The organism is Ketogulonicigenium vulgare WSH-001, assembly GCF_000223375.1.
Taxonomy (GTDB): domain Bacteria; phylum Pseudomonadota; class Alphaproteobacteria; order Rhodobacterales; family Rhodobacteraceae; genus Ketogulonicigenium; species Ketogulonicigenium vulgare.
The window spans coordinates 2,541,667-2,564,950 of the sequence record NC_017384.1; the positions used below are offsets into that span (position 1 = coordinate 2,541,667).

The following is a 23,284-nucleotide window of genomic DNA, read 5'->3' on the forward strand; positions in this document are numbered from 1 at the left end:
GTGAACGCTACAAACGCTACGCAACAGATGGCTGCAATGCAAGCGACGAAAGCGTGTTCACGTGCCGGATCAACCTATTCTTTTATCGGTGCGCGATCTGCGCAGTGATCTGACAGCGCCGCTCAGCTTTGATCTGGATGCGGGGCAGTGCGTGGCGGTGACGGGGCCTTCGGGGGCGGGGAAAAGCCTGCGTTTACGGATGATTGCCGATTTGCTGCCGCATGACGGCGCATTGCTTTTGCGCGGGGTGGCCTGCGCCGATATGCCCGCGACCCAGTGGCGGCGCCAGGTGCGCTATGTGCAAAGCGAGCCGGGATGGTGGGCGCCTTTGATCGGGGATCACATTGGGCCCAGCCCGCTGCTGGGTGCGTTGGGGCTGCCCGATGATATCCTGACGCGCCGCGTTGACAGTGCCTCGACCGGCGAGCGGCAGCGCGTCGCGATTCTACGTGCCGTTGCGGATCGGCCTGCCGTGTTATTGCTGGACGAGCCAACCGCCGCATTGGACGAGGCGGCGACGCGCGCGGTCGAGGGATTGGTCCGCCAATTGATGGGCGGCGGGATGGGAATCGTATTGGTCTCGCATGATGCGGCGCAGGTGGCGCGGCTGGCGGATCAGGTCATTTCCCTTGCGGGGCGCGGCTGATGGGCGTCACATTTTCAGTGTTCGATCTGTCGGTTGCGGGGCTGCTGGTGATCTGCGCGGCGGCGGCCTCTTGGGCGTTGTCGCTGGGCGTGCACCGCCAGCTATTATGGGCTGCGGGCCGCCTGATCGCGCAACTTTTGTTGGTTGGCTTGGTGCTGCGCGCGCTTTTTGCAAGCGAATCCATGCTGCTCGGGCTGGGGCTGGTGGTGTTGATGGTTGGCGCCGCGATCTACGAGACGGCCGCCCGTCCGCAGCAACGCATGGCGGGCAGGTTTAATGCGGTGGCCAGCGCGGCTGGAATCGGCGCATCTGTGATGCTGATCGTGGTTCTGGCGGGGGCGACGTTGCGGCATGATCAGGATGTGCTGCAGCCGCGTGTCTTGGTGCCGATTGCCGGGATCGTGCTTGGCACGGCGATGACGGCGGCCAGCCTTGCGCTGAACACGCTGCTGGACAACCTGCGGCGCGAAAGGCTGGCAATCGAGGCGCAATTGGCCCTGGGCGTCGGGCGATTTCGGGCATTGGCACCGGTGGTGCGGGGCGCATTGCACAATGGGATCATCCCCACGCTGAACCAGATGGCGGGTGCGGGGATCATCACGCTGCCGGGGCTGATGAGTGGTCAAGTGCTGGCCGGTGCCGATCCCGTGCAGGCAGCCTATACGCAGATTTTCCTGTCGCTTTTGCTGAGTGTCGCCGCGCTGATCAGCGCGGCGGGCGTGGTGGGTGTCGCTATTCTGCGGCTGACCGATCACCGCGATCGGTTGCGGCTGGACCGGTTCTGATCAATTGTTCAGCAGGCTTGCCAGATATTTGCCGTAGTCATTTTTGCCGAACAATTTGGCGCGGGCTTTCAACCCCTCCGCGTCGATCCAACCCTGTTCAAAGGCGATCTCGTCGGGGCTGCCAGCTTGCATCCCTTGGCGCAATTGCAGCGTGCGCACAAAGTTACCGGCATCCAGCAGGCTGCTATGGGTGCCCGTATCAAACCATGCAAACCCCCGCCCCATGCGCTGCACGCTGAGCGAGCCGTCATGCAGATAGGTTTCCAGCAGCGTGGTAATTTCCAGCTCGCCCCGTGCCGAGGGTTGCACCTGTTTCGCGCGTGCAGGCGCCGTGCCGTCCATGAAATAGATCCCTGTCACCGCATAGGGTGATCCGGGCTTTTCGGGCTTTTCGATGATGCTTTCAACGCGGCCATCGGCGTCGAAACTGACGACGCCGTAGCGCTCGGGGTCTGCGACATGATAGCCGAACACGCTGGCACCACTATCCTGCGCATCGGCTGCAATCAGCAGATCAGTCAGGCCGTGGCCGAAAAAGATGTTGTCGCCCAAGACCATACACGACGGCGCGCCATCCAGAAAATCCTCGCACAGGATATAGGCCTGCGCCAATCCATCGGGCGAGGGCTGCACAACCCATGTCAATGACAGGCCCCATTGGCTGCCATCACCCAAGGTGCGCTGGAATTGGTCCTGATCTTGCGGTGTGGTGACGATGGCAATCTCGCGAATGCCGGCCAGCATCAGCACGGACAAGGGATAGTAGATCATCGGCTTATCATAAACCGGCAGCAGCTGCTTTGATACGCCGACGGTGATCGGATAAAGCCGCGTGCCAGAGCCGCCTGCAAGGATAATGCCTTTGCGCTTCGTCATTTCACTGCTCCCAATTCATTCAATACGACCAATAAATCTTGCTGCCAATCTGGACGGGTCAGGTCAAAACGGGCGAGGCTGCTGCAATCCAACCGGCTGTTCAGCGGACGGGCGGCAGGTGTTGGGTAATCGGTGCTGGGGATATCGTGGATCGTACATGGCAATTGCGCGGCCGCCATGATCGCGCGCGCGAAATCGGCCCAGGACACATCTGGCGTTCCCGAAAAATGGTAAATACCGCTCAGGTTCGGCGCGGCGGCCAGATGCTCTGCCATACGCAGGCAGGCTTGCGCAATGGCCCGCGCCGATGTGGGGCCGCCGATCTGGTCGGCGACCACATTCAGACGATCCCGCTGCGCGCCAAGGCGTAGCATGGTTTTCACGAAATTCGCCCCATGCGCCGAGAACACCCAAGAGGTGCGTAAAATGGCATAGCGTCCACCCGCCGCCTCGACCCCGACTTCGCCCAGACGTTTGGTGCGGCCATAGGCCCCCAGCGGCGCGGTTGGGTCATCTGGCTTGAACGGGGTATTGCCGCCGCCGTTGAACACATAATCCGTCGAAATGTGGATGAATGGCACGTCAAGCGCTGCCGCCGCGCGCGCCATGGCGGCAGGCGCATCGCCGTTGATCAAAGCGGCACTGCCTTCCTCCGTCTCGGCTTTGTCGACGGCGGTCCATGCGGCGGCGTTAATGATTGCATCGGGGCGGTGGCGATTGATGGCCGTGACGCAGCTGGCAGGATCAAGCAGGTCCGCCTGCGTGCGGTCCAAAAAAACCACCTCTGGAACAAGGGATTGCAGCTCGGTTGCAACCTGGCCTGTACGGCCGAAAACCAATATCTTCATGCCAAATACAGCGTCCTAGTCTAAATAGGTAAACCCTCGTGTCAGATACGAACATCGGTGCAGATGCAGCTTTTGTCGAGGGGTTCGTTGCAGGTATATAAGGTATTTCGCAGGTAAATATGAACAGCGGCTGCTACCCCATAAATGAATGCGCCGCCATCAGGCAGATGGCGGCGCATTCGATATTGTATACCTGTTGAAAGGGCGCGCTTAGGCGGCCAATTCTTGAGGTACCTTGGTGTTGACCGAGCGGTTCAATTGCGCATCGTTGCCGACGCGGCGCAGCGTCACACGCAGCGCCTCGGCGGCGGTAAAGCTGCGGTTCAGGCGCAGGGTAAATGCGCAATCACCATGGTTGGCGGTCAGGTCGCGACGCGCCTTATTGGCCGTGACGGTGCCCAGATAGCTGTCGTCCAGCCAGGCTTCGAGGGTCACGGGCGTCTCGGTGAATTCAAGATCGCGCGCCCAACCCTCGATAACGCCGGTTGCCGACACCAGATCAAGGTGACCGCGCATTTGACCCATCTGATCCGCGGTCTGGCTGTTCAGGACAACGCCATCCAATGTGCGACGCACGACAACGCGGCGCAGTTCGGCCTCGGTCAGCGCAGCGTCACCTTCGAAGACAAAGCGCTGACGAGTACGGCTGGCGTTTCCATGTTGCGGCAGGCAGGCCAGTGTCGCGCCGATCACTTCGCCATCCAGCAAGATTTCCAGTGCGACCGGCTGGTTCGGGAAGTCCTGATCGCGGGCCCAGCCTTCGACGCGGAAGGGGGATGCGATAATTTCAACCTGACCGTCCAGGCGGCCCATCACTTCGGCGCCGCGCTTATCCAATGCACGCTGTGCGACGGTCGCAATTGCGTTGCGCAATGCAGCGCCATCATTCGGGCGCGGCAGGCAGAATTGCGGCAGCAGCGGCGCAATATTGGTCGGGAACCGGCGGCGGTAATCCTCGGCATTGTCGAACTTGCTGCGGAAGGTGCCGCAATCGGCAAAGACCTCGGACCAGGCGCCATCGGCCAGCACCAGATCATGGGTGCCCAAATCAAGTTGGAAGTAATCCCACGTATCACGGCTGCTTTCGCGCGTGACGGTAATGCCATTAACCAGGTCTTGCGCCAACACCAGAACATCACCGACCAGCATCGAGTGGCCAGCAGAAACATAGAGTGAACGCTGCGGCATGTTTTGCGAAATGGCGCCCGGTGCAAAGCGAATTGCTTCGTTACCAAATGTTTTATTTCCGCGAAATTGCTGGCGACCGATCCACTTAATTTCACGCAGGCCGCCAAAACGGGTCACAACGCGATCGCCTTCGCGCAATTGCTCGATCGGCATTTCGCCGCGATCGGTCATAATCATCGTGCCGCGCAGGTAGCAGACCGCCTGCACTTGCGTGAAAGTGAGCGAGTTCGGTGTCACCGGGCCATAGTAATACAGTGTCTCGGCGGTGGTATTAAAGTCGGCATTAATGTCCAAAATGAACCAGTTGCCGTTATTTCCGCTGAAGACAATATAACCGGTGCCACTGCCCAAACCTGCAACAAGGTCGGGGTGCGGGGTCATCTGGCTATAGGTATAGGCTGTGGTCCAGCCATCTTCACCAACAGACGGATTGCCGTCGGGATCATTGGCCGCATTATAGGTTTGAATCGCCCAAGTCTGGCCATTCAGGAAGTTATCTGTCGTGCTTTGCGAGCCGGTGTTTTGATACCAAACCAGACGATATGTGTCGCTAGACGTGCCAATTGCACGCGCGCCAGTCAGCACCATCGCGAAATTAGCGTCTCCAGGGTTGCCCTGATTTGTCGGTTGACTGGTGAAACGTGCAAGGTGTTCGCCAGTGAAAATAATAGCGCCGGTATATGCCATAAAAATTTCTCCTAATTCTGGGAGGGTGTCTCAGAGAAACGTATTAATTTCGCATTTCACCCGAATTGGTTAATAAATTATTAACGGCGAAATTTTCGAAAAGCGTTAATATCATCCTAAAATTGTAGGGCATTTTGCGACGTATTGCGTCGGATCTAAATTGTGAAAAATGAGTTAATTAATTGCGGTCGCATTAAAAAATTGCGGCGTATTTGCAATTATCTAATTGGAAATATTGCGAAATATTTCGCGACACGGAATAGGAGCAATTCCGTGGTGGAAAAGCGTGCGCTGCCATCTGGATACTGTGCCGGATTTTCGACAAATTGCTGCGAAATTGCGCAGACACGATTCTGAGCAAAAGATACTTATTCTTGCGCATGTATGGCTAATTTTTGGGCGAAATTTTGGGAATCGCCTGACGTCTCGCGGGGCGGCCTCCTGTGGGGACGCGCGGACACTGGTAGCTTTGCGAAAAATTCTGTCAGTTTAATGGCGGCCGTGATGCTTTTTTCTGACTTTCGCCGCGGCAGGGAGAAAAAAGTGGCAAATTCATTCGTGCATGTCCATCTGGTCGCCCTGCGCTATTTCAGCGAGACGGTGCGCTCAGGGTCGATGCGGCAGGCGGGAGAGGTTCTGGCGGTCTCGGCCTCGGCGATCAATCGGCAGATCATGAAGCTGGAGGATCAGTTGCAGTGCCGCCTGTTCGAGCGTCGCGCCGAAGGTGTTCGCCTGACCGCTGCGGGCGAGGTTCTGTATCAATATGTCCGCCGTCTTGATCGCGAGTTAGAGCGCGCGATTGGGCAAATCGACGATCTGCGGGGCCTACGGCGCGGCCATGTCCATATCGCCTGCGAGGCAGGGATCGGTCGCGATTTCCTGCCGGCCGTGCTGGCCGATTTTCACGCCAGCCATCCCGGCGTGACCTATAAGGTTGAGATCAAATCCGCGCTGGAAATCCTGGAACAGGTCGCGACGGATGAGATTGATATCGGGATCGCCATGTCGCCGCCCACGCGACCCGAAGCGGCGATTGGCGGGCGGGCCCTGATGCCGCTGGGCGTGATCGCGGCGCCCGGCTGGCCACTGGCCGCGAAATCCAGCCTGCGCCTGCAAGACCTTGGCGGTGAGCGTTATATTCGGGCCAAGGATGGGATGGGTGGCGGCTATGGCTGGCAAAAGATCATCGATCAAGGCGCACCGCAGGCCGCGATTTTGGAAACAAACTCGCCCGATATTATGAGCGTGATGGTCAAGGCGGGGCTGGGGATTGGTATACGCAGCCCGATCGGCATTATGTCCGACCTGTCGCGCGGCGAGCTCAGCTTTGTGCCGCTGGATGATTCGCTGGCGCCGCACCCGTCGCTGACGTTGTTTGTGCGTGGCGGTCGGATTTTGTCCAGTGGCGGCGCGGTGATGCTGGAAATGCTGCGCGAAGCTTTGCCCGCTTTCAGTCAGCGCGTTTGGGATCTGGCCGGTGCGCAAATGCCGCTTGGCGGGATCAGCACCGGGGCAAGCTAGCCCCGGCCGTTGCCGAAACGGCAACGGGGTGTGCGTGACAGAATGCTACCACCTCATGTGCGCGGCGCGCCACTATCGGGATGCGGGTTTGCATTTCTCCCTATGCGGGCCCGCAAGGAGCCCTCCCGATGCAAGCCTCGACCAGATCCCTGACCGCCGATTTCACGCATTTCCAGCCTGCCGATACGGCGCCACCTGCGCCGATTCCGCAGCTTCCAGACGCCGCAGCGCGCCTTGCGGCGCTGACCGCACAGGTGACGGCGGATTTGGCGATGATGGGCTATGCGACCAAGCCCTGGGTGCTGCCGCGCGCCCATCTGGGGCAGGTGGTCCCCGATGTGGTGATCATTGGCGCGGGGCAGTCGGGCCTGGCGCTGGGGCATATGTTAAAGCGGCGCGGCGTCACCAATGTGCTGTTGCTGGATCGCAATCCGGCGGGATATGAGGGCGTTTGGGACACCTATGCCCGCAATTACGAGATTCGCTCGCCCAAAACGATCACGGGGCTTGAGCTGGGTATCCCGTCCTTGACGGTGCAAAGCTGGTTCGTGGCGCTGCATGGTCAGGCGGCATGGGATGCGCTGACCCGCGTGCCGCGCGCGCATTGGATGGATTATCTGCGTTGGTACCGCCAGATTGCGGATCTGAATATCCGAAATGATATCAATGTGATGGATATCGCCTATGATGCGGATGGCGTGACGCTGACGCTGCAGGACGGCGCACAGGTCCGCACCCGTTATGTCGTGCTGGCGACGGGGATGGAGGGTGGCGGCAACTGGGTTGTCCCCGATTTCATCCGCAATGCGCTGCCTGCGGATCGCTATAATCATTCGTGCGAGGCCTTCGATGCCAGCCGCTTTGCGGGCAAGGATATCGGGGTCTTGGGGGCGGGGGCCTCGGCCTTTGATGCAACCGTGGCGGCGCTGGATGCGGGGGCGGCCAGTGTGCAGACCTTTATGCGGCGGCCAGCGATTTCGGTACTGGATCTGGTGCGTGAATTTGAAAACGGCGGCTTTCTTGATCATGCCCATGCCCTGTCGGACGAGACAAAGTGGGAATTGGGCCTGTTTTTGTCTGGCCTGTCGCAGGCTCCGGCGGAGCATCACTTTTACCGCGCCTTGGCCTTCGCGAATTTCCGGTTCCACAGCGGTGCGCCGTGGCTGGATGTGAGGATGGACGGGGACAGGATCGCCGTGACCACGCCCAAAGGCAGCTTTCATTTCGACCATCTGATCACCGCGACGGGCGTCACCACCAATATGATGCTGCGGCCCGAGCTGCACCGGCTGGCAGCGGATGCACTGCTGTGGCGGGATCGCTTCACGCCGCCGGATGGGAATACCGCCTCTGCAAGGCTGAATTTTCCTTATTTGGACGATTACTACCGCTTTCAGCCGAAAACGGCGGGCGCAGCGCCGGGCATTGACCGCATCTTCGCGTTCAATGCACTGGCGATGCCGTCGATGGGCGGGCTTGCGGCGGTGTCGATCAGCAGCCACCGCTTTGGCACGGCGCGCCTTGCCAGCGGCCTGACGCGCGCCCTGTTTCTGGATCAAGAGGCAGAGTTGATCCCAACCCTCGCGCAGGTCGACACGCCCTGCATCACCCTCACCCCCTATGCCCGCGAGATGTTGGGCATGTTGGATTGTGATTGAGTGATTTTGTTCGAATTTAAATCTGAGGCTTAAATGACCCGTAAAATCTGGTGGAATGACTTTTCCGCATCCGACTTTGACGCCATCGATCCGATGAAAACCATCGCCATCCTGCCTATCGCGGCGGTGGAACAGCACGGGCCGCATCTGCCGGTCGGGACCGATGTCATCATCAATACCGGCCATCTCGAGATGTTGGCCAAAGCGGCGCCTGCTGATCTGGATATCCGCATTCTGCCGGTGCAGCCGGTGGGCAAATCCAATGAACATATCTGGGCCAAGGGCACCGTCAGCCACGAGGCAAAGACGCTGATTGATTCATGGGTCGAGATCGGCCTGCACGTCGCGCGTACGGGCATCCGCAAGCTGGTTATCGTGAACTCGCACGGCGGGAATGAGGAGATCATGGGCATCGTCGGCCGCGAATTGCGCGTTCGCTGCGGGCTTTTTGTGGTTAAAACCAGTTGGTCACGCTTTGGCGCACCTGCCGGCCTGATTTCAGACACCGAGGCACGTCAGGGCATTCATGGCGGCGAGGTCGAGACGGCACTGGTGCTGCATTTCCGCCCCGAACTGGTCGATATGGCCAAAGCGGGCAATTTTACATCCGTCGCGGCGGCCGAAGAGGTCGATTATACGTATCTGCGTCCCACTGGCACCCATGCGTGGTCGTGGATCGCCAGCGATGTCCATCCCTCGGGCGCGATCGGGAATGCGACGCTTGGCACCGCCGAAAAAGGCGCGGCAATCGCGCAGAACCATGTCGATAGGTTCCTCGACCTTCTGGCCGAAGTGCTGCGCCATCCCGTCATGCCCGAGGCCTAGGATCTACACTCTGCCGCTGCGTTAAGCAGCAGTGGGCGGACTGGTCTATTTTTAGGCAGTCCAACAGGGATGTCCCGCCGGTATGGGCGAAATAAGTGTCCTTATGTTGGGTTGTGTTAATATTTCTGTGCGACTTGCGTGCGATTGAACAGGGCAGATATGGCTGACTATTGGTGGAACCTTTCGACGGCGGAATTTGCCGGGCGCGACATGTCGCAGGCGGTGGCGATCTTGCCGATTGCGACGGTCGAACAGCATGGGCCTCATCTGCCGGTCGGTGTCGATTCGATGATCAACGCGGGAATCATCGCCCGCGTGATGGCGCAGATTGACCCCGCGCTGCCGGTTTTCACGCTGCCGATGATCCCGGTGGGCAAATCGACCGAGCATCTGTCTTATCCCGGCACCCTGACCCTGTCCTGGGAGCTGGTCGCGAAAATCTGGTTCGAGATGGGCGAATGCGTCCGCCGCACCGGGTGTCGCAAAATTATCCTGTTCAACTCGCACGGCGGTCAGGTCGCCCTCAGCGAGATCGTCGCCCGTGATCTGCGGGCAAAGCTGGGCATGTTGGCCGTGGCCGCGACATGGTTTCGCATCACGCCGGTCGAGGGGATTTTCTCGGCCTATGAGGATCTGCACGGCTATCATGGCGGCGAGATTGAAACCAGTATGATGCTGGCCCTGCATCCCGAGCTGGTCGATATGACAAAGGCCGAAGATTTCCGCCAACTCTCGCAAGTGATGGTGGACGAGGCCGAGATCCTGCGCCCCGGCCTGTTCGGCTGGATGGCCGAGGATCTGCACCCCGCGGGCGTCAGCGGCAATGCCGCCGCCTCGGACGCCGCCCGCGGCGAGGCGCTTGTGCAGCGCGCCGCCGACCGGCTGGTGCAACTGATCCATGAGACCGCCGCCTTCCCGCTATCGCGCCTCTCGCAACCCGCAGATTATCAGGTAAGCCCCCAATGAGCCGAGACTACCTTTGCCTTCAGCACCTGAATGCCCATTATGGCAAGTCATTGGCGGCGCATGACATTTCCCTCAATATCAGCAAGGGCGAATTGATCGCCCTGCTGGGCCCATCGGGCTGCGGCAAGACGACGACGCTGCGGATGATCGCGGGTTTCGTGCAGCCGACCTCGGGCGAGGTGATCATCGACGGCAAGGATGTGACCCGCCTTGCGCCCCATAAACGCAATATCGGCGTGGTGTTCCAATCCTATGCTTTGTTCCCGCATCTGACTGTGCTGGGCAATGTCGCCTTTGGCCTGTCGATGCGCGCGGTATCCAAGGATGAGCGGAACGAGCGTGCCCGCGCCGCGCTGGATCTGGTGGGTCTTGGCCGCTTTGCCGACCGCTATCCGGGCCAGCTTTCGGGCGGTCAACAACAGCGCGTGGCGCTGGCACGCGCGCTGGTGATCGAGCCCTCGGTCCTGTTGTTGGACGAACCTTTGTCGAACCTTGATGCGCATTTGCGCGGCGAGATGCGATCCGAGATCCGCGCCCTGCAACAGCGTCTGTCGATCACCACCGTTTTCGTGACCCATGATCAGGCCGAGGCGCTGGCCATGGCCGACCGCGTCGTGGTGATGAATGCGGGCGAGATTGTCGAAATTGGCGCGCCGCGCGATCTGTGTGACAATCCGCGCCACGCCTTCACCGCCTCGTTCCTGGGCGAGCGTGCGGTGATCGAGGGCGCGACGGCGGGCGACATTTTCACCGCTCCCGGTTTTCACTGGCAAGGCGCGCCGGCGGGATCGACCCGCGCTGTCCTGCGCGCCGCGCGCCTCAGGTTTGATCCGAATGCCGGCCCAAAGGTGCTGGAGGGGACGGTCATCGCCTCGGCCTATCTGGGCGATGCGGTGGAAACCGATGTCGCGACAGCCTCGGGCCGGGTGCGGCTGCTGACACCTTCGGATCAGCCGGTGCCGCCGGTGGGGGCGTCCTGCGCCGTCCATGCGCTGCCCGGCAGTGTGACGTTCATCTAAAAACAAAAGAACAACAGGGGTTTAGCTATGAGTATCATGAAACGTCGGACCTTTGGTAAATTGGTCCTTGGGGCAGGGGTTGCCGCGCCTTTCCACTTTGTCCGCAGTGCTGTCGCGCAGCCGCAGCCGGGGGACGAGTTGATCGTCGGCATCTGGGGCGGCGCGCAAGAGCGGATCGTTCGCGAATTCGTCGAGCCTGCGCTGGTCGACAAATACGGCTGCAAAGTCAGCTATGTGCTGGGCGGCACGGGCGAGCGTCGTGCCCGCGCCTATGCGGAACGCGGCCGTCCTAGCTTTGACGTCATTTATCTGAACATTTATGAATCGCGTCAGGCGGTGACGGATGGCGTGACGCAGGCGCCGACCGATGCCGTCGCCAATGCCGAATACCTGTATCCGCTGGCCAAACAGGGCGGTTACGGCGTTGCATTCAACCCCTGCACCATCGTCTATAAGACGGATAAGGCGTCCTCGCCGATCACCTCTTATGCTGATCTGTTCAAGGATGAATGGAAAGGCCGCTTTGCCTCGCCCACCGTGCCGGGGATGCAGGGCATTGCCGCGCTTTTGATGCTGGCGAAGACCTATGGCGGCGATGAGTTCAATATCGACGTCGGTTTCCAAAAGCTGCAAGAGCTAAAGCCCTTTGCCGCGATCCAGAACTCGGCCGAGGCGGCATGGCAGATGTTCGAACAGGATATCGCTGATATCACGATCGAATTTGGCTCGCTGGCGAATATGGCCAAGGATAGCGTGCTGCCCGGCATCACCATCGCCGATCCGGTCGAGGGCATCTGCGCTGCGATGAACGTCGCCTGCATCACCACCGGCACGCAGAACCAAGTGCTGGCCGAGGAATGGATCAACCTGCACCTGTCCGAGCCCTGCATGCAGGCCTATATGCGCCAGACCTATTACTCGCCCACCGTCAGCAACGTCGCGATCCCCGCAGATATCGCCGACAAGATCCTGACCCCCGATCAGGTCAGCCGTCTGGCCAGTTTTGACTGGGAACATATCGCATCGGCGCAGGCTGAATGGTCCAGCCGCTTTACCCGGGAAATCGCAGGGTGATCTCATCGCGCAATATCGGCCGGGGTTTAGCAACCCCGGTCACCTTGGTTTTGCTGGTCGCATTTGCGGTGCCGATGGCGGTTGTCGTGCTGCTGTCGATGCATGCCTATTCCGACCCGTTCGGCCCGCTGCTGCGGCCCCCCAGCACAGCGCAATATGCGATGGTGCTAGGCGATTTCTTTTACCTGCGCGTGTTGTTGGAAACGTTGACGCTGGCGGGCGGGGTGACGGCGCTGTCGGTGATTATCGGCTATCCGCTGGCGCTGTGGTTGGTCTCGGTGCCCGCAAAATGGCGCGCCTTGGCCTTTGTGGTGATCCTGATCCCGCTGCTGACGAACGTCGTGGTGCGGTCCCTCGGGATCGTGCTGCTGCTGGCCCCCGATGGGATTTTGAACGGCGTCCTTGGCTGGCTGGGGATCGGGCCGTTCCGCAATATGCTGTATAATTACGGCGCGGTCTGTATCGCACTGGCGCAGGTCTTTATGCCCTATGTGGTGCTGGCGCTGTATGATGTGTTGCAAGGCACATCGCCCCGCGTGAAAGAGGCGGCGGAAAGCCTTGGTGCCTCGCCCAGCATGGTATTTTGGACGGTGCGCTTTCCGATGGCGCTGCCGGGCCTTCGGGCGGGGATCGTGGTCGTGTTCCTGATGGCTTCGACCGCCTATGTCTCGGCGACGATCCTTGGCGGCGGGCGGGTGCTGACCAGCGGAATGCTGGTCTATCGCGAGGCGATTACAAACCTGTCCTATCCCATCGCCGCCGCGCTGACGCTGGTCATGACGGTGGCGAGCCTTGCGTTTTCGGCCGTGGTGCTGCTGGTGTTCCGCAAGCTGACGCCCTGGACTCGCGCTGGCGAGGGGCGTGCGAATAGCAGTCTGCCCGCTATTCCTGTATGGCTCGTGCGCGGTCTTGATCTGATCGGGCCACTTATATCGCGCGGGCTGTTGGTGATCGCGATCATCTTGCTGCTGCTGCCGCTGTATCTGGTGGTGATGCAAAGCTTTAACGACGTGCCGCAGGCGTCTTCCGCGAAATTCGTCGGCTTCACGCTGAAATGGTATGAGATCGTCCTGCAAAACGGCAATTACACCGCGGCCTTCCTGAATTCGGTGCGGCTGGCGGTCGCCTCGACGCTGATCTCGCTGGCGGTGTCGATCCCGGCGGCCTTTGCGCTGGTGCGCTATCGCTTTCCGGGGTTGAACGGGCTGGCGGTATTCTGGGCACTGCCTTTGTCGCTGCCCGGAGTGGCGATCGGGGTCGGGATGCTGCAACTGCTGAGCATCTTTTTCCGCCTGCCGCCGTTCCTTGGCCTTCTGGCGGTGCACGTCGCGATTGTGATTCCGTTCTGCATCAGCCTGCTGGTGGCATCGGTACTGCAACTTGACCGCGCCCAAGAGGAAGCCGCCGCCAGCCTTGGCGCGAACGGGTTCCAGCGGTTTTTCCGCATTATCCTGCCGGGTCTTGCGCCGGGGATGGCCGCGGCCTCGATCATGGCCTTCCTCACCAGTTTTGGCGAGGTGACCGTGACCAGCTTTCTGACCACGGCGCGGATGACGACGCTGCCGGTGCGGATCTATGCGGATTCGACCTTTATGCTGGAACCCACTGTCCATGCCGTTTCCGCCATGACGATGCTGCTGACGCTGATCGCGCTGTTCGTGCTGAACAAGTTCCTGCGCCTAGACCGGCTTTACGCAAGGTAGGATTGATTCGTCGCCCCTATCTACGAAAAAGTGAAAATTATGCGCGCGCCTTGGCAAACCGGGCGCGCGCGTTCTTTTTCGGGCGAAAAATGGGGCAAGCTGTTTCATTGATCGGTGCCGCCCGCTCTGCCACCTTCCTGCCGGACAAATGGATGTCGTTATAATACAGGAGGATGAGCTATGTTTCTGCGCAAGTTGATTGCTGTCGGTGCCTTTGCGCTGATGGCTGGCGTCGCAAACGCCAATGAAGGCCCCCTTGTGACGACCGAATGGCTGGAGGAAAACCTCGGCAGCGCGGATATTGCCGTGATCGAGGTCAGCGTGAACCCCGGCGTGTATGAACGTGGCCATATCCCCGGCGCGGTGAATTTCGCCTGGCATACCGACCTGGTCGATCCCGTGCGCCGCGACATTGCCACGCGCGAGGATTTGCAGGCCCGTCTGCAAGCGGCTGGTGTCAGCGATGATACGACGATCATCCTCTATGGCGACACGAACAACTGGTTCGCCGCTTGGGGCGCTTGGGTGTTTGACGTTTACGGTCTTGAGGATGTGAAGCTGCTGGATGGTGGCCGCGTCGCGTGGGAGGCCGAGGGGCGCCCGCTGGACAGCGCCGTGCCCGCACCCGCCGCTGGCACCGTGACCTTGGCCGAGGCGAATAACGATCTGCGTGCCTTCCTGCCCGAGGTTGTTGCCGCATCGGATAGCGGCAGCCATGCGATTGTCGATATCCGCTCGGCCAATGAATATAGCGGCACGATCATCGCGCCCGAAGGGTTCCAAGAAACCGCTATCCGCGCGGGCCATGTGACGGGCGCTGTCAACGTGCCGTGGTCGTCCGCCGTGGCCGAAGACGGGCGTTTCAAATCGCCCGACGAGCTGCGCGCGATCTATGCCGCCGCCGGCGTCGACGGCTCGAAACCCGTCATCACCTATTGCCGCATTGGCGAGCGTTCCAGCCACACGTGGTTCGCCCTCAGCCGTATTCTGGGTTACGATGTGCAAAACTATGACGGGTCGTGGACGGAATATGGTAATTCTGTCGGCGTTCCGGTAACAAACCCGGCTGGTACAGTCTGGACGGGTCTCTGATCCAGATGGTGACTGCTTCCTTTGCCGCCCGCCGTAACCTTTGGGTTGCGGCGGGTCTTGCTTTGCTGATCGTCGTGTTTCTGGTGCTGATCCCGGCGCGCGACAGTCTGAACCGCCCACTGCCACTGTCGATGCTGCTGGGGGTGGCGTTCGGCGCCCTGCTGCAGCGGTCGCGCTTTTGCTTTTGGTGCAATTACAACGATTTTCTGACGGATCGCGATCCGCGCGGCCTACTGTCGATTCTGACGGCGCTGGCGGGCGGCACCATCGCCTATGCGGCGGTGCTGCATGGCTGGGTGCCTGACCCCTTTGCAGGACGGCTGCCGCCCGATGCCTTTATCGGCCCGATCGGTCTGCCGCTGGTGTTGGGCGCGACGTGTTTTGGCCTTGGCATGGGGCTGACGGGGTCCTGTATCAGCGCGCATCTGTATCGGCTGGGCGAGGGGAGCGTTGCATCGATCCCCGTTTTGGTTTTCGTTTTGGTCGGGTTCGTGCTGGGGTTTCTGGCGTGGAACCCGCTGTACCTGCTGTTCGGATCGGCGGGGCCGGTGATCTGGCTGCCTGCGATTTTCGGCCATGGCGGCGCGCTGGCGCTGGCACTGGCGGGGTTTGCGGCTTTGGCCGCGCTGCTGATCCGCTTTGGCCGCTTTCCTGCGCCAGAGGCGCCCGCACAGCCTGTGCAGCCCGTGCAGGCGATTTTCCAGCACCGCTGGCCCGGCGTGACGGCGGGGGTGATCGTCGCGCTGATTGCCATCATCGCCTATTTCCGCGTCGCGCCCCTTGGGGTGACGGCCGAAGTCGGCTCGATCGCCCGCACCTATGCCGCAGGTCAGGGCTGGTTGCCGCAGCGCTTGATCGGCCTTGATACGTTGCGGGGCTGCATCGCGGTGGTCAAGGAAACGCTGGCTTCGCGCAATGGGGTATTCGTGCTGGGGCTGGTGCTGGGTGCGGCTGTTGCGGCGCAGATCGCCGGGCAGTTCAAACCGGTGCTGCCAAGGGCCGTCAGCCTTCCGCGTCTGGCGGTGGGCGGCATGCTGCTGGGGTTCGGGGCGATGATCGCGCTGGGCTGCACGGTCGGGGTGCTGCTCTCAGGCACGATGTCCGGCGCGCTGTCGGGCTGGGTGTTCGGGCTGTTCTGCCTGCTGGGCGGCTGGGCGGGCGGGCGGCTACGGCGCGCCATTCCTTAGTTAGAATAGGGCCTTAGTTAGAATCGGGCCTTAGGTCGATATCTACAGCCTCGAATGCCTCCAGCGGCAATAGCTGCTGGGGGGACAGGCTTTGCAAAAACACCCGCGCGCCGCGGTCACCCTTTGCACTCGCGCGGGCGCGGGTAAAATCTGCAGCCTCCAGCACCATCGGCGGCATCCGCGCGCCCTCGCATGTGCAGGCGGCGCTGCCCGGCATTGCCAGCAGTTCGCGCAGCCGCGCGCCGCTGATCCCCGGCATATCGCCAAGGCAGATCAGCAGGCGCTGGCCCCCCAGCGCCACCGCATGATCGACCGCCGCGACAAAGGACGAGGCCATCGGCAGGCCGGTGGGCAGCGCGATCGCGGTGAAACCGGCGGGCAGCAGCGCTGCAACATCTGGGTCAGACACTACGGCGGCGAGGCTTTCGCAGCCAGCGCCCACCAGCGCATCGGCGGCATAGGACATCAGCGGCTGACCCTGCCACGCGAATGTCAGCTTGTTTTCAGGGCCAAAGCGGCGCGACAGACCGGCTGCCAGCAGGACTCCGACCGTCTTAGGCACTGAATTGGCTGTCATATTGCATGACCTCGGCCATCACCGAGACCGCCAGCGCCTGCGGGTCGCGGGTCGAGGGAATGAGGCCGATCGGGCCATGGATACGGGCCAGCAGATCCTCGGGCACGCCCGCCTCATGCAGACGGCCAAGGCGCGTGCGCTGGGTGTTCCGGCTGCCCTGCGCCCCAATATAAAAGGCGGGCGTTTGCAGCAGCGCTTGCAGGATCTCGGGCTCGTAATCGTGGTCGTGATAAAACAGCAGCGCGGCGGTGTGGTGGTCGATGCCCAGCGCAGCGATATCGGCCATACGGCCCAGCTCGCGCACATTCAGCCCGCCGGTGCGGGCCACGTCCAGCGTGTTATCAGCATGGGACAACAGCAATTGCCCATACCCCATGCTGGCCACAAGGTTCGAGAAAACAATTGCTTCGGGCCCCGCGCCAAAGACGACAAAGCGCAAGGGGGGCTGGAAATGGGTCAGGAAACCATCGGCGTTGAAACCGGTTTGCCCGCTGGGGGCCAGCGACAGCCGCCCATCTGAGGTGAGCAAGAGGCCGGTGGCGATGCGCTGGGCACGGGCGCGGGACAGATCCGCTATCACCGGCAGATCGCGCAAGGCAAACAGCGTAATTTCCGCCGCGCCGCCGCAGGGCAGGCGCAGGTCGAAAAAGGGCGATCCCTCGCCATAGCGCAGCAAGGTGGGGGCGTTCGAGAGGCGTTGTGCCTCGGCCCGCAGGACCAGATCCGCCTCGATACAGCCAGAGGTGATGGCACCGGCATAGCGCCCGTCGGGGGCGATGGCCATGGCGGTGCCGATATTGCGATAGGCGGCGCCCTCGGTCTTGGTCAGCAGGGCAATGACGGTGCCCTCGCCAAAGGCCAGCGCGGCCTCCCACGGATCGGCAAGGGCGGGATGCGCGGAAAGGGGGTGGGCATGGCAGCGGTCGCGGTGGTCAGCGGCGGTGCCGCTGGCCATTCACAGTGAAAATTCGGTGCCATGCCCTGTTTCATGATTAAGCCTCGGCCTCGATCGCGGCGACGACATCATCTGCGGTCATCGGCAGGTGACGCATCCGCACGCCGGTCGCGTTGAACAGGGCGTTGGCGATTGCGGGGGCAATCACGGTCACGCCCGGCTCGCCTAGACCCACAGGCGCCTCGGTGCTTTCGACCAGTTCGATATGCACTTCGGGCGGCGTGTCGATCAGGCGCAACGGGGTATAGCTGGCCAGGTTGCGGTCGCGCACCATGCCGTTTTCAAAGCCGGTGCCCTCATACAGCGCCATCGAGACACCCCAGAGTGCGCCGCCTTCCAACTGCGCGCGCGCGCCATCGGGATCAACCACGACGCCGCAATCGACGACCATCCAGATCTTTTCGACCTTGATCTCGCCCCATTCCTTATCGACCGCGATCTGCACCACGGCGGCGACCCAGGTGGGCATACCGCGCGATTGGCCGAACGTGGTCGCAAGGCCAAGGGCCGAACCTTCGGGCAGGCTGGCGTTCGCGTAATTCGAGATTTCGGCCACGCGGCGCAGCACATTCGCCTGACGCGTAGCACCGCCAACATCCAGCGGGCTGTTACCACCGGCGTTGCGGCCCTCGGCCGTCAGGTGATCCAGACGGAACTGCAGCGGGTCAGCGCCGATATGGTGGGCGGCCTCGTCCATGAAGCTTTCAAGGCTGAAGTTCGTCCAGCCCGGCCCGACCGAGCGCAGCCAACCTGGGCGGAAGGTTTGCACGGCCAGATCGTTCGAAATCGCGCGCAGACGCTGTGCGCCGGTTTCATACCAGTGGTCACCGCCGTCAACCGCGAACGGGTCATAGGGTTCGCCATTGGTGCCCGTCGCAAGACCCGCGGGCATATTCGCTTTGGTCGGCCAGCCAGCGGCATAGGCCGAATCCATCGCGACGACCTTGTTGTCGGCATCGAACGCCATGCGCAGCTGCGACATCGAGGGGGCACGCGGGCCGTCAAAGGCCACGTCATCCTCGCGCGAGAAGACCAGCTTGACGGGGCGACCGTCCAACTGCTGCGACGCGAGCGCGGCGGGGATCGCATAATCGCCCGACAGACGACGACCAAAGCCACCGCCCAGCATATAGCTGCGCATAATGACCTGACCGTCACCGACGCCAAGTGCGGCTTGCAGCCACGGAACCGTCAGCGATTGCGCCTGGTTGCCGGTGTGGACTTCCCAGATGCCATCATCATTGCGGAAGGCCAGCGCGTTCAGCGGCTCCATCTGGAAGTGCAGCACGGTCGCGGTGGAATAGGTCTGCTCGAACACGTTCGCGGCGCTGGCAAAGACCGGATCAACATCGCTGTTGCCGGTGTCCAGCACGCCGCCGCTGGCCGGATCGGCGATCAGGCGGGCGTTCTCGGCCTGGAAATCATCCTCGCCAAGGTCTGCACCAAAGCCGGGAGTCCAGGTGACCTTGACCAGTTTTGCGGCCTTTTTCGCCGCCCACATCGTATCTGCGATCACAACCGCAAAGCCGGGCGCGATGCCCGAGGGGTCGTCCAGCTTCAGCGTTTGCTGATAGCCGCGCACGGCCTTTGCCTCGGTGTCATCAATCGCCGTGATTTCAGCGCCATAGCGGGTCGGCGGCATCAGGGGGGCGCCGTAAACCATGCCGTCGATCTTGGCGTCGATGCCATAGATCGCCTGGCCGTTCACCTTGGTCGCGATATCCAGCGCCTCGACATCCTTGCCGACCAAAGTCAGCTCGGACAGCGGGCGCAGGGGCAGGGCGGTCAGCTCGTCAGCGGTAAAGGTGCGGGTGATGCCTGCGGCAACCAGCTCGCCAAAGGTGGCGGTGTTGTCGCCCGAGGTTGCAACGCCATTGGTGATGGTGACGGTCGATGCGTCGACGCCCCACAGTTCGGCAGCCTTATCCGCCAAAGCCACGCGACCCGCCGCACCGGCCTGACGATACAGCGGCCAGCTTTGCGAGACCGACCAGCTACCGCCGGTCATCATAAAGCCCCATTTTGCGTCGGTATCGACATGCTCGATCGAGACATCGGCCCAATTCGCGCCCAGCTCGTCCGCAAGGATGCGGGCGATGGCGGTGCCGACGTGTTGGCCCATCTCGGCCTGTTTGATATGGACGTTGACCTTGCCAGCCTCGTCGATCCAATACCAGATCGTCGGGTCAAAACGCGCGCCAGCGGCCTGCACGGGCAGACCATCGGCGGTCGCCGGGTCCATCGCTGCAAGACCGGAACGCGGAAAGCCAAAGGCCGCGCCTGCAAGGCCCGCCGAAATCAGAAAGCCGCGACGGGTCAATTCCATCGTTTCAGCCTTGCCGATGCCAAAGCGGCGCTTGCCGCCCGATTGGAACTTGGTGTCAGCCATTTTGAACAGCTCCCTCGTTGATGGCCGTCACGGCTTCGCGGACGGCTTGGCGGATACGGACATAGGTCATGCAGCGGCACAGGTTGCCGGTCATGGCCGAATCAATCTCGCTGTCGCTGGGGTTGGGATTGCCGGCCAGCAGCGATGCGGCCTGCATAATCTGACCCGACTGGCAGTAGCCGCATTGCGGCACGCGCAGGTTGCGCCACGCCTCTTGGACGGGGTGGCTGGCATCGGCCGACAGGCCTTCGATGGTCGTAATCTCGACCCCGACAGCCTGCGAGACCGTCGTCACGCAAGAGCGGCGGGCAACACCGTCGATATGCACGGTGCAGGCACCGCACATGCCGATGCCGCAGCCGAATTTCGTGCCGGTCATGCCCAGCTCGTCACGGACGACCCACAACAGCGGGGTGTCGTCGTCAACGTCAACGCTGACCTTCTGGCCGTTGATCGATAGCTCGAACATGGTACCTTCCTTTTCTCAGTGGGTTACCGTTTTGGGATTGCGCAGATCGCCCAGGCGGGCGGCGCATGGAATTTCGGTAGGTCTGCGGCGGATCGCCGCGATATGTCCGAATGGATATTTCGCTATTGCCGGGCTGGGGTGTCGCGTGCTATAAATCACGCAATCGCAAGACGGTCTGGTCGATATCTGGCTGGCCTGTAAGCTGGCGAGAGTGTGCTGCGATAAGACGGCTGACATTTAGCCGGTTGTCCCTTGCTAGGCTGCAAAACGCGGCTGCGTATGCTGTTGCGAAGTCCCAACAAATTAGCACGCTAACCTGACAAGCTGAATGACAATAGAACGTGATAGCGCCCCAGGCCTGTCTTTTACTGAGTGTTCTTATCGGGAATTCATCCGGCGTTATTTTGCTGATCCCGCGCGCCGCAATTCGTGATTTTTAGGGCTATGCGGTTGAATTTTCGGGGCAAGTGGTTATCTTTCCCTCATGTCAACACAGAACCGAGAAACCGCCTTATCAGACGGTAGCGGGGGCTTGGGCGCGGATATTGCCGAGCCTGCCTCAACCGTGCCGACTTGGAATTTAGATGGCTCTGTCGCCGGGATTACCGCGCCAGAGGAACAAACCGCGCAGATGAAATCAGCGCTGCCGCAAACGCCCGATGGATGGGCGTTCTTTCTGGATCTGGATGGGACGCTGCTTGATCTTGCGTCCACACCCGACGCTGTACAGCCCGCCCCGGGCCTGTTCGACGCCCTGCGGCGGCTAGAGGACGAAACCGGCGGCGCTTTGGCCATTGTGACGGGCCGCGCGATCGAATTTGTCGATGCCTTGTTCACCGGACACCATTTCACCGTTGCAGGTCTGCATGGCGCTGCGCTGCGTGTGCCGGGCGATGATATCCAGCCCGCGGAACGCGCCTCTGCCGCCTACAGCAGCGCCCGCGATTTTGCGCAGGCACAGGCCAAGATGCTTCCGGGTGTTTTGTTCGAGGATAAGAGCCAGGCTTTTGCCTTGCATTACCGCCTTGCGCCACTTTCCGCCGTGGCCGTTGCCGATGTGATGAAACGCGCTTTGGTGCTGGCGGGCCCTGCCTTTATGCTACGTCCTGGAAAGTCAGTGGTCGAGCTTTGCCCCGCCGGCCATGATAAGGGCAGTGCCCTGCGCTATTTGATGACGCGGCCGCCGTTTTATGGGCGCAAGCCCTTGGCGGCGGGCGATGATTTGACAGACGAGGCGATGTTCCCCGCCGCCAGTGCCCTTGGGGGCCTTGGAGTGCGGGTGGGGCCGCTGATTGATTTGCCGCGCAGTGGCGCCAGCCTTGGGCTGCCGACGCCTGCCAGCTTTCGTGATTGGATAAGGAGACTAACCCGATGAGCCACGCCTATCACGACATGCGCATCACGGTGCGCACATGAGCCGCCTGATCGTCGTTTCGAACCGCGTGCCAAACCCTGATCGTCCCGCAGCGGGCGGTCTTGCGGTTGCGGTTCAGGCGGCGTTGCGTGACCGCGGCGGAATTTGGATGGGTTGGTCGGGGAATTCCTGCGGCGAGCGCGACCCAGGCCCCCTGCGCATTCGCGAAGAAGGCAATATCACCTATGCGCTGACCGATCTGTCAGATCGCGATATTGCTGAATATTACCAAGGCTTTGCAAACAGCGTTCTATGGCCTTTGTGCCATTATCGCATTGATCTGACCGATTTCGCGCGCCGTGATGCGGCGGGCTATTTCCGGGTGAACCGCCAGTTCGCCGAGCGTTTGGCACCGATGATCCGCCCCGATGATGTCATCTGGATTCATGATTATCACCTGATCCCGCTGGCGGCCGAATTGCGTCAGATGGGGATCGAAAATCAAATCGGGTTCTTTTTGCATATTCCGTGGCCTGCGCCCGATGTTTATCTGACACTGCCCGTGTCCGAGCGGCTGCTGCAATCCATGACGGCCTTTGATCTGCTTGGCTTTCAGACCGCCGCAGATGCCGAGAATTTCGGCCTGTGCCTGAAACGCTCGCGCGTGGCAAAACCTGTGGCGGGGCAGCCGGGGCTGTTTGAGACGCCAGACCGGCAGTTCACCGTCGACGCCTTTCCCATCGGCATTGATGTGGCGCATTTCACCCGCACCGCCCGCAATGCCGCCCGCAATCCCACCATGCGCCGGTTCAAGGACTCGCTGGGCGACCAGCAGGTGATCGTGGGCGTCGACCGTCTGGACTACACCAAAGGGATACCCCAACGCCTTGCGGGCTATCGCCGGTTCCTTGAAAATAACCCGATCTGGGCGGGTAAGGTTGGCTATCTGCAGATCACGCCCACCAGCCGCGAAGGGGTCGCCGAATACGATGCCTTGCAACGCGAGGTGGCCGAGCTTGCGGGCCGGATCGCCGGGCAGTTGGGGCGATTGGATTGGACGCCGGTGCGCTATGTGAACCGCGCCTTTGGGCAGCATATCTTGGCGGGGATTTACCGCATGGCGCGGGTGGGGCTGGTGACGCCGCTGCGCGATGGGATGAATTTGGTGGCCAAGGAATTCATTGCCGCGCAAGACCCGGCAGATCCCGGGGTGCTGGTGCTGTCCCGCTTTGCCGGCGCGGCCTACGAGCTGGAAGGCGGCGCGCTGCTGGTCAATCCCTATGACGAGGAGGGCATGGCGAATGCGATTGCGACGGCGGTCTCGATGTCGCTTGAGCGGCGACAGGAGCTTCATGCCTATGCGCTGGCGCAGATCGAGGCGCATGACATCTTTGGCTGGTGTGACGCGTTTTTGACCCGTTTGGCCCCAGCTATTCCCGAACTTGTGGCGGATTCATAATCATCC

20 protein-coding genes are annotated in these 23,284 nt (G+C 61.5%); 13 read left to right on the top strand and 7 right to left on the bottom strand.

Features of this window, described 5'->3' with window-relative positions; genetic code table 11:
- Window positions 1-61: 61 nt before the first annotated feature.
- Complete coding sequence (locus KVU_RS12645) at window positions 62-646, top strand: ABC transporter ATP-binding protein (protein WP_013382896.1); 585 nt, start codon at window positions 62-64, stop codon at window positions 644-646.
- Window positions 646-1,431, top strand: a complete 786-nt coding sequence (locus KVU_RS12650; protein ID WP_014538092.1) for an ABC transporter permease — start codon at window positions 646-648, stop codon at window positions 1,429-1,431. Before KVU_RS12645 ends, KVU_RS12650 begins: the two co-directional genes overlap by 1 nt.
- On the opposite strand, the gene rfbA is transcribed toward KVU_RS12650, so the two are convergent.
- The 3 genes from rfbA to KVU_RS12665 all read right to left on the bottom strand — a co-directional run bounded on the left by rfbA (window position 1,432) and on the right by KVU_RS12665 (window position 5,030).
- Complete coding sequence (gene rfbA / locus KVU_RS12655; protein ID WP_013382898.1) at window positions 1,432-2,307, bottom strand: glucose-1-phosphate thymidylyltransferase RfbA; 876 nt, start codon at window positions 2,305-2,307, stop codon at window positions 1,432-1,434.
- A complete protein-coding gene (rfbD, locus tag KVU_RS12660) occupies window positions 2,304-3,155 on the bottom strand; it encodes a dTDP-4-dehydrorhamnose reductase (RefSeq protein WP_013382899.1) in 852 nt (283 codons plus the stop codon). Before rfbD ends, rfbA begins: the two co-directional genes overlap by 4 nt.
- A 210-nt stretch (window positions 3,156-3,365) precedes the next feature.
- Window positions 3,366-5,030, bottom strand: coding sequence for a Hint domain-containing protein (locus tag KVU_RS12665; RefSeq protein WP_236953116.1), 1,665 nt, complete (start codon window positions 5,028-5,030; stop codon window positions 3,366-3,368).
- 543 nt (window positions 5,031-5,573) lie between these two features.
- On the opposite strand from KVU_RS12665, the gene KVU_RS12670 reads away from it, so the two are divergent.
- The 9 genes from KVU_RS12670 to KVU_RS12710 all read left to right on the top strand — a co-directional run bounded on the left by KVU_RS12670 (window position 5,574) and on the right by KVU_RS12710 (window position 16,075).
- Window positions 5,574-6,551 (top strand): LysR family transcriptional regulator, encoded by a 978-nt coding sequence (locus KVU_RS12670; protein ID WP_236953117.1) that lies wholly within the window; start codon window positions 5,574-5,576, stop codon window positions 6,549-6,551.
- A 128-nt stretch (window positions 6,552-6,679) separates the two neighbouring features.
- Window positions 6,680-8,209, top strand: a complete 1,530-nt coding sequence (locus KVU_RS12675) for an NAD(P)-binding domain-containing protein (RefSeq protein ID WP_013382902.1) — start codon at window positions 6,680-6,682, stop codon at window positions 8,207-8,209.
- 33 nt (window positions 8,210-8,242) lie between these two features.
- Window positions 8,243-9,034 (top strand): creatininase family protein, encoded by a 792-nt coding sequence (locus KVU_RS12680; protein ID WP_013382903.1) that lies wholly within the window; start codon window positions 8,243-8,245, stop codon window positions 9,032-9,034.
- A gap of 159 nt (window positions 9,035-9,193) precedes the next feature.
- Entirely contained in the window at window positions 9,194-10,000 is an 807-nt protein-coding gene (locus KVU_RS12685; protein WP_013382904.1) for a creatininase family protein, read from the top strand.
- Window positions 9,997-11,019 (top strand): ABC transporter ATP-binding protein, encoded by a 1,023-nt coding sequence (locus KVU_RS12690; protein WP_014538093.1) that lies wholly within the window; start codon window positions 9,997-9,999, stop codon window positions 11,017-11,019. Before KVU_RS12685 ends, KVU_RS12690 begins: the two co-directional genes overlap by 4 nt.
- Window positions 11,020-11,046: 27 nt before the next feature.
- Window positions 11,047-12,093, top strand: a complete 1,047-nt coding sequence (locus tag KVU_RS12695) for an ABC transporter substrate-binding protein (RefSeq protein ID WP_013382906.1) — start codon at window positions 11,047-11,049, stop codon at window positions 12,091-12,093.
- Between the two features lie 50 nt (window positions 12,094-12,143).
- A complete protein-coding gene (locus tag KVU_RS12700; RefSeq protein ID WP_197504077.1) occupies window positions 12,144-13,796 on the top strand; it encodes an ABC transporter permease in 1,653 nt (550 codons plus the stop codon).
- A gap of 180 nt (window positions 13,797-13,976) precedes the next feature.
- Window positions 13,977-14,888, top strand: coding sequence for a sulfurtransferase (locus tag KVU_RS12705; protein ID WP_013382910.1), 912 nt, complete (start codon window positions 13,977-13,979; stop codon window positions 14,886-14,888).
- A gap of 5 nt (window positions 14,889-14,893) precedes the next feature.
- Complete coding sequence (locus tag KVU_RS12710; RefSeq protein ID WP_013382911.1) at window positions 14,894-16,075, top strand: YeeE/YedE family protein; 1,182 nt, start codon at window positions 14,894-14,896, stop codon at window positions 16,073-16,075.
- A 13-nt stretch (window positions 16,076-16,088) separates the two neighbouring features.
- On the opposite strand, the gene KVU_RS12715 is transcribed toward KVU_RS12710, so the two are convergent.
- Genes KVU_RS12715 through KVU_RS12730 form a run of 4 tightly spaced genes read right to left on the bottom strand, consistent with a single transcriptional unit; the run spans window position 16,089 to window position 20,465 of the window.
- Window positions 16,089-16,652 (bottom strand): nucleotidyltransferase family protein, encoded by a 564-nt coding sequence (locus KVU_RS12715; RefSeq protein ID WP_013382912.1) that lies wholly within the window; start codon window positions 16,650-16,652, stop codon window positions 16,089-16,091.
- Entirely contained in the window at window positions 16,630-17,607 is a 978-nt protein-coding gene (locus tag KVU_RS12720) for an XdhC family protein (protein ID WP_164928158.1), read from the bottom strand. The genes KVU_RS12715 and KVU_RS12720 overlap by 23 nt, the downstream gene beginning before the upstream one ends.
- Before the next feature lie 37 nt (window positions 17,608-17,644).
- On the bottom strand, window positions 17,645-19,996 hold the full coding sequence (locus KVU_RS12725) for a xanthine dehydrogenase family protein molybdopterin-binding subunit (RefSeq protein WP_014538095.1): 2,352 nt from the start codon (window positions 19,994-19,996) through the stop codon (window positions 17,645-17,647).
- A complete protein-coding gene (locus KVU_RS12730) occupies window positions 19,989-20,465 on the bottom strand; it encodes a (2Fe-2S)-binding protein (protein WP_013382916.1) in 477 nt (158 codons plus the stop codon). Before KVU_RS12730 ends, KVU_RS12725 begins: the two co-directional genes overlap by 8 nt.
- Window positions 20,466-20,997: 532 nt before the next feature.
- Here KVU_RS12730 and otsB point away from each other — a divergent pair.
- Both otsB and otsA read left to right on the top strand, forming a co-directional pair.
- Window positions 20,998-21,840, top strand: coding sequence for a trehalose-phosphatase (gene otsB, locus KVU_RS12735; protein ID WP_013382917.1), 843 nt, complete (start codon window positions 20,998-21,000; stop codon window positions 21,838-21,840).
- Between the two features lie 37 nt (window positions 21,841-21,877).
- Entirely contained in the window at window positions 21,878-23,278 is a 1,401-nt protein-coding gene (otsA, locus tag KVU_RS12740; protein ID WP_013382918.1) for an alpha,alpha-trehalose-phosphate synthase (UDP-forming), read from the top strand.
- Window positions 23,279-23,284: the final 6 nt, after the last annotated feature.

Coding starts and splice junctions, on each gene's coding strand:
- KVU_RS12650 (WP_014538092.1), top strand. CDS start 646: ATGGGCGTCACATTTTCAGTGTTCGATCTGTCGGTTGCGGGGCTGCTG.
- rfbA (WP_013382898.1), bottom strand. CDS start 2,307: ATGACGAAGCGCAAAGGCATTATCCTTGCAGGCGGCTCTGGCACGCGG.
- rfbD (WP_013382899.1), bottom strand. CDS start 3,155: ATGAAGATATTGGTTTTCGGCCGTACAGGCCAGGTTGCAACCGAGCTG.
- KVU_RS12665 (WP_236953116.1), bottom strand. CDS start 5,030: ATGGCATATACCGGCGCTATTATTTTCACTGGCGAACACCTTGCACGT.
- KVU_RS12675 (WP_013382902.1), top strand. CDS start 6,680: ATGCAAGCCTCGACCAGATCCCTGACCGCCGATTTCACGCATTTCCAG.
- KVU_RS12680 (WP_013382903.1), top strand. CDS start 8,243: ATGACCCGTAAAATCTGGTGGAATGACTTTTCCGCATCCGACTTTGAC.
- KVU_RS12685 (WP_013382904.1), top strand. CDS start 9,194: ATGGCTGACTATTGGTGGAACCTTTCGACGGCGGAATTTGCCGGGCGC.
- KVU_RS12690 (WP_014538093.1), top strand. CDS start 9,997: ATGAGCCGAGACTACCTTTGCCTTCAGCACCTGAATGCCCATTATGGC.
- KVU_RS12695 (WP_013382906.1), top strand. CDS start 11,047: ATGAGTATCATGAAACGTCGGACCTTTGGTAAATTGGTCCTTGGGGCA.
- KVU_RS12705 (WP_013382910.1), top strand. CDS start 13,977: ATGTTTCTGCGCAAGTTGATTGCTGTCGGTGCCTTTGCGCTGATGGCT.
- KVU_RS12710 (WP_013382911.1), top strand. CDS start 14,894: ATGGTGACTGCTTCCTTTGCCGCCCGCCGTAACCTTTGGGTTGCGGCG.
- KVU_RS12715 (WP_013382912.1), bottom strand. CDS start 16,652: ATGACAGCCAATTCAGTGCCTAAGACGGTCGGAGTCCTGCTGGCAGCC.
- KVU_RS12720 (WP_164928158.1), bottom strand. CDS start 17,607: ATGGCCAGCGGCACCGCCGCTGACCACCGCGACCGCTGCCATGCCCAC.
- KVU_RS12725 (WP_014538095.1), bottom strand. CDS start 19,996: ATGGCTGACACCAAGTTCCAATCGGGCGGCAAGCGCCGCTTTGGCATC.
- KVU_RS12730 (WP_013382916.1), bottom strand. CDS start 20,465: ATGTTCGAGCTATCGATCAACGGCCAGAAGGTCAGCGTTGACGTTGAC.
- otsA (WP_013382918.1), top strand. CDS start 21,878: ATGAGCCGCCTGATCGTCGTTTCGAACCGCGTGCCAAACCCTGATCGT.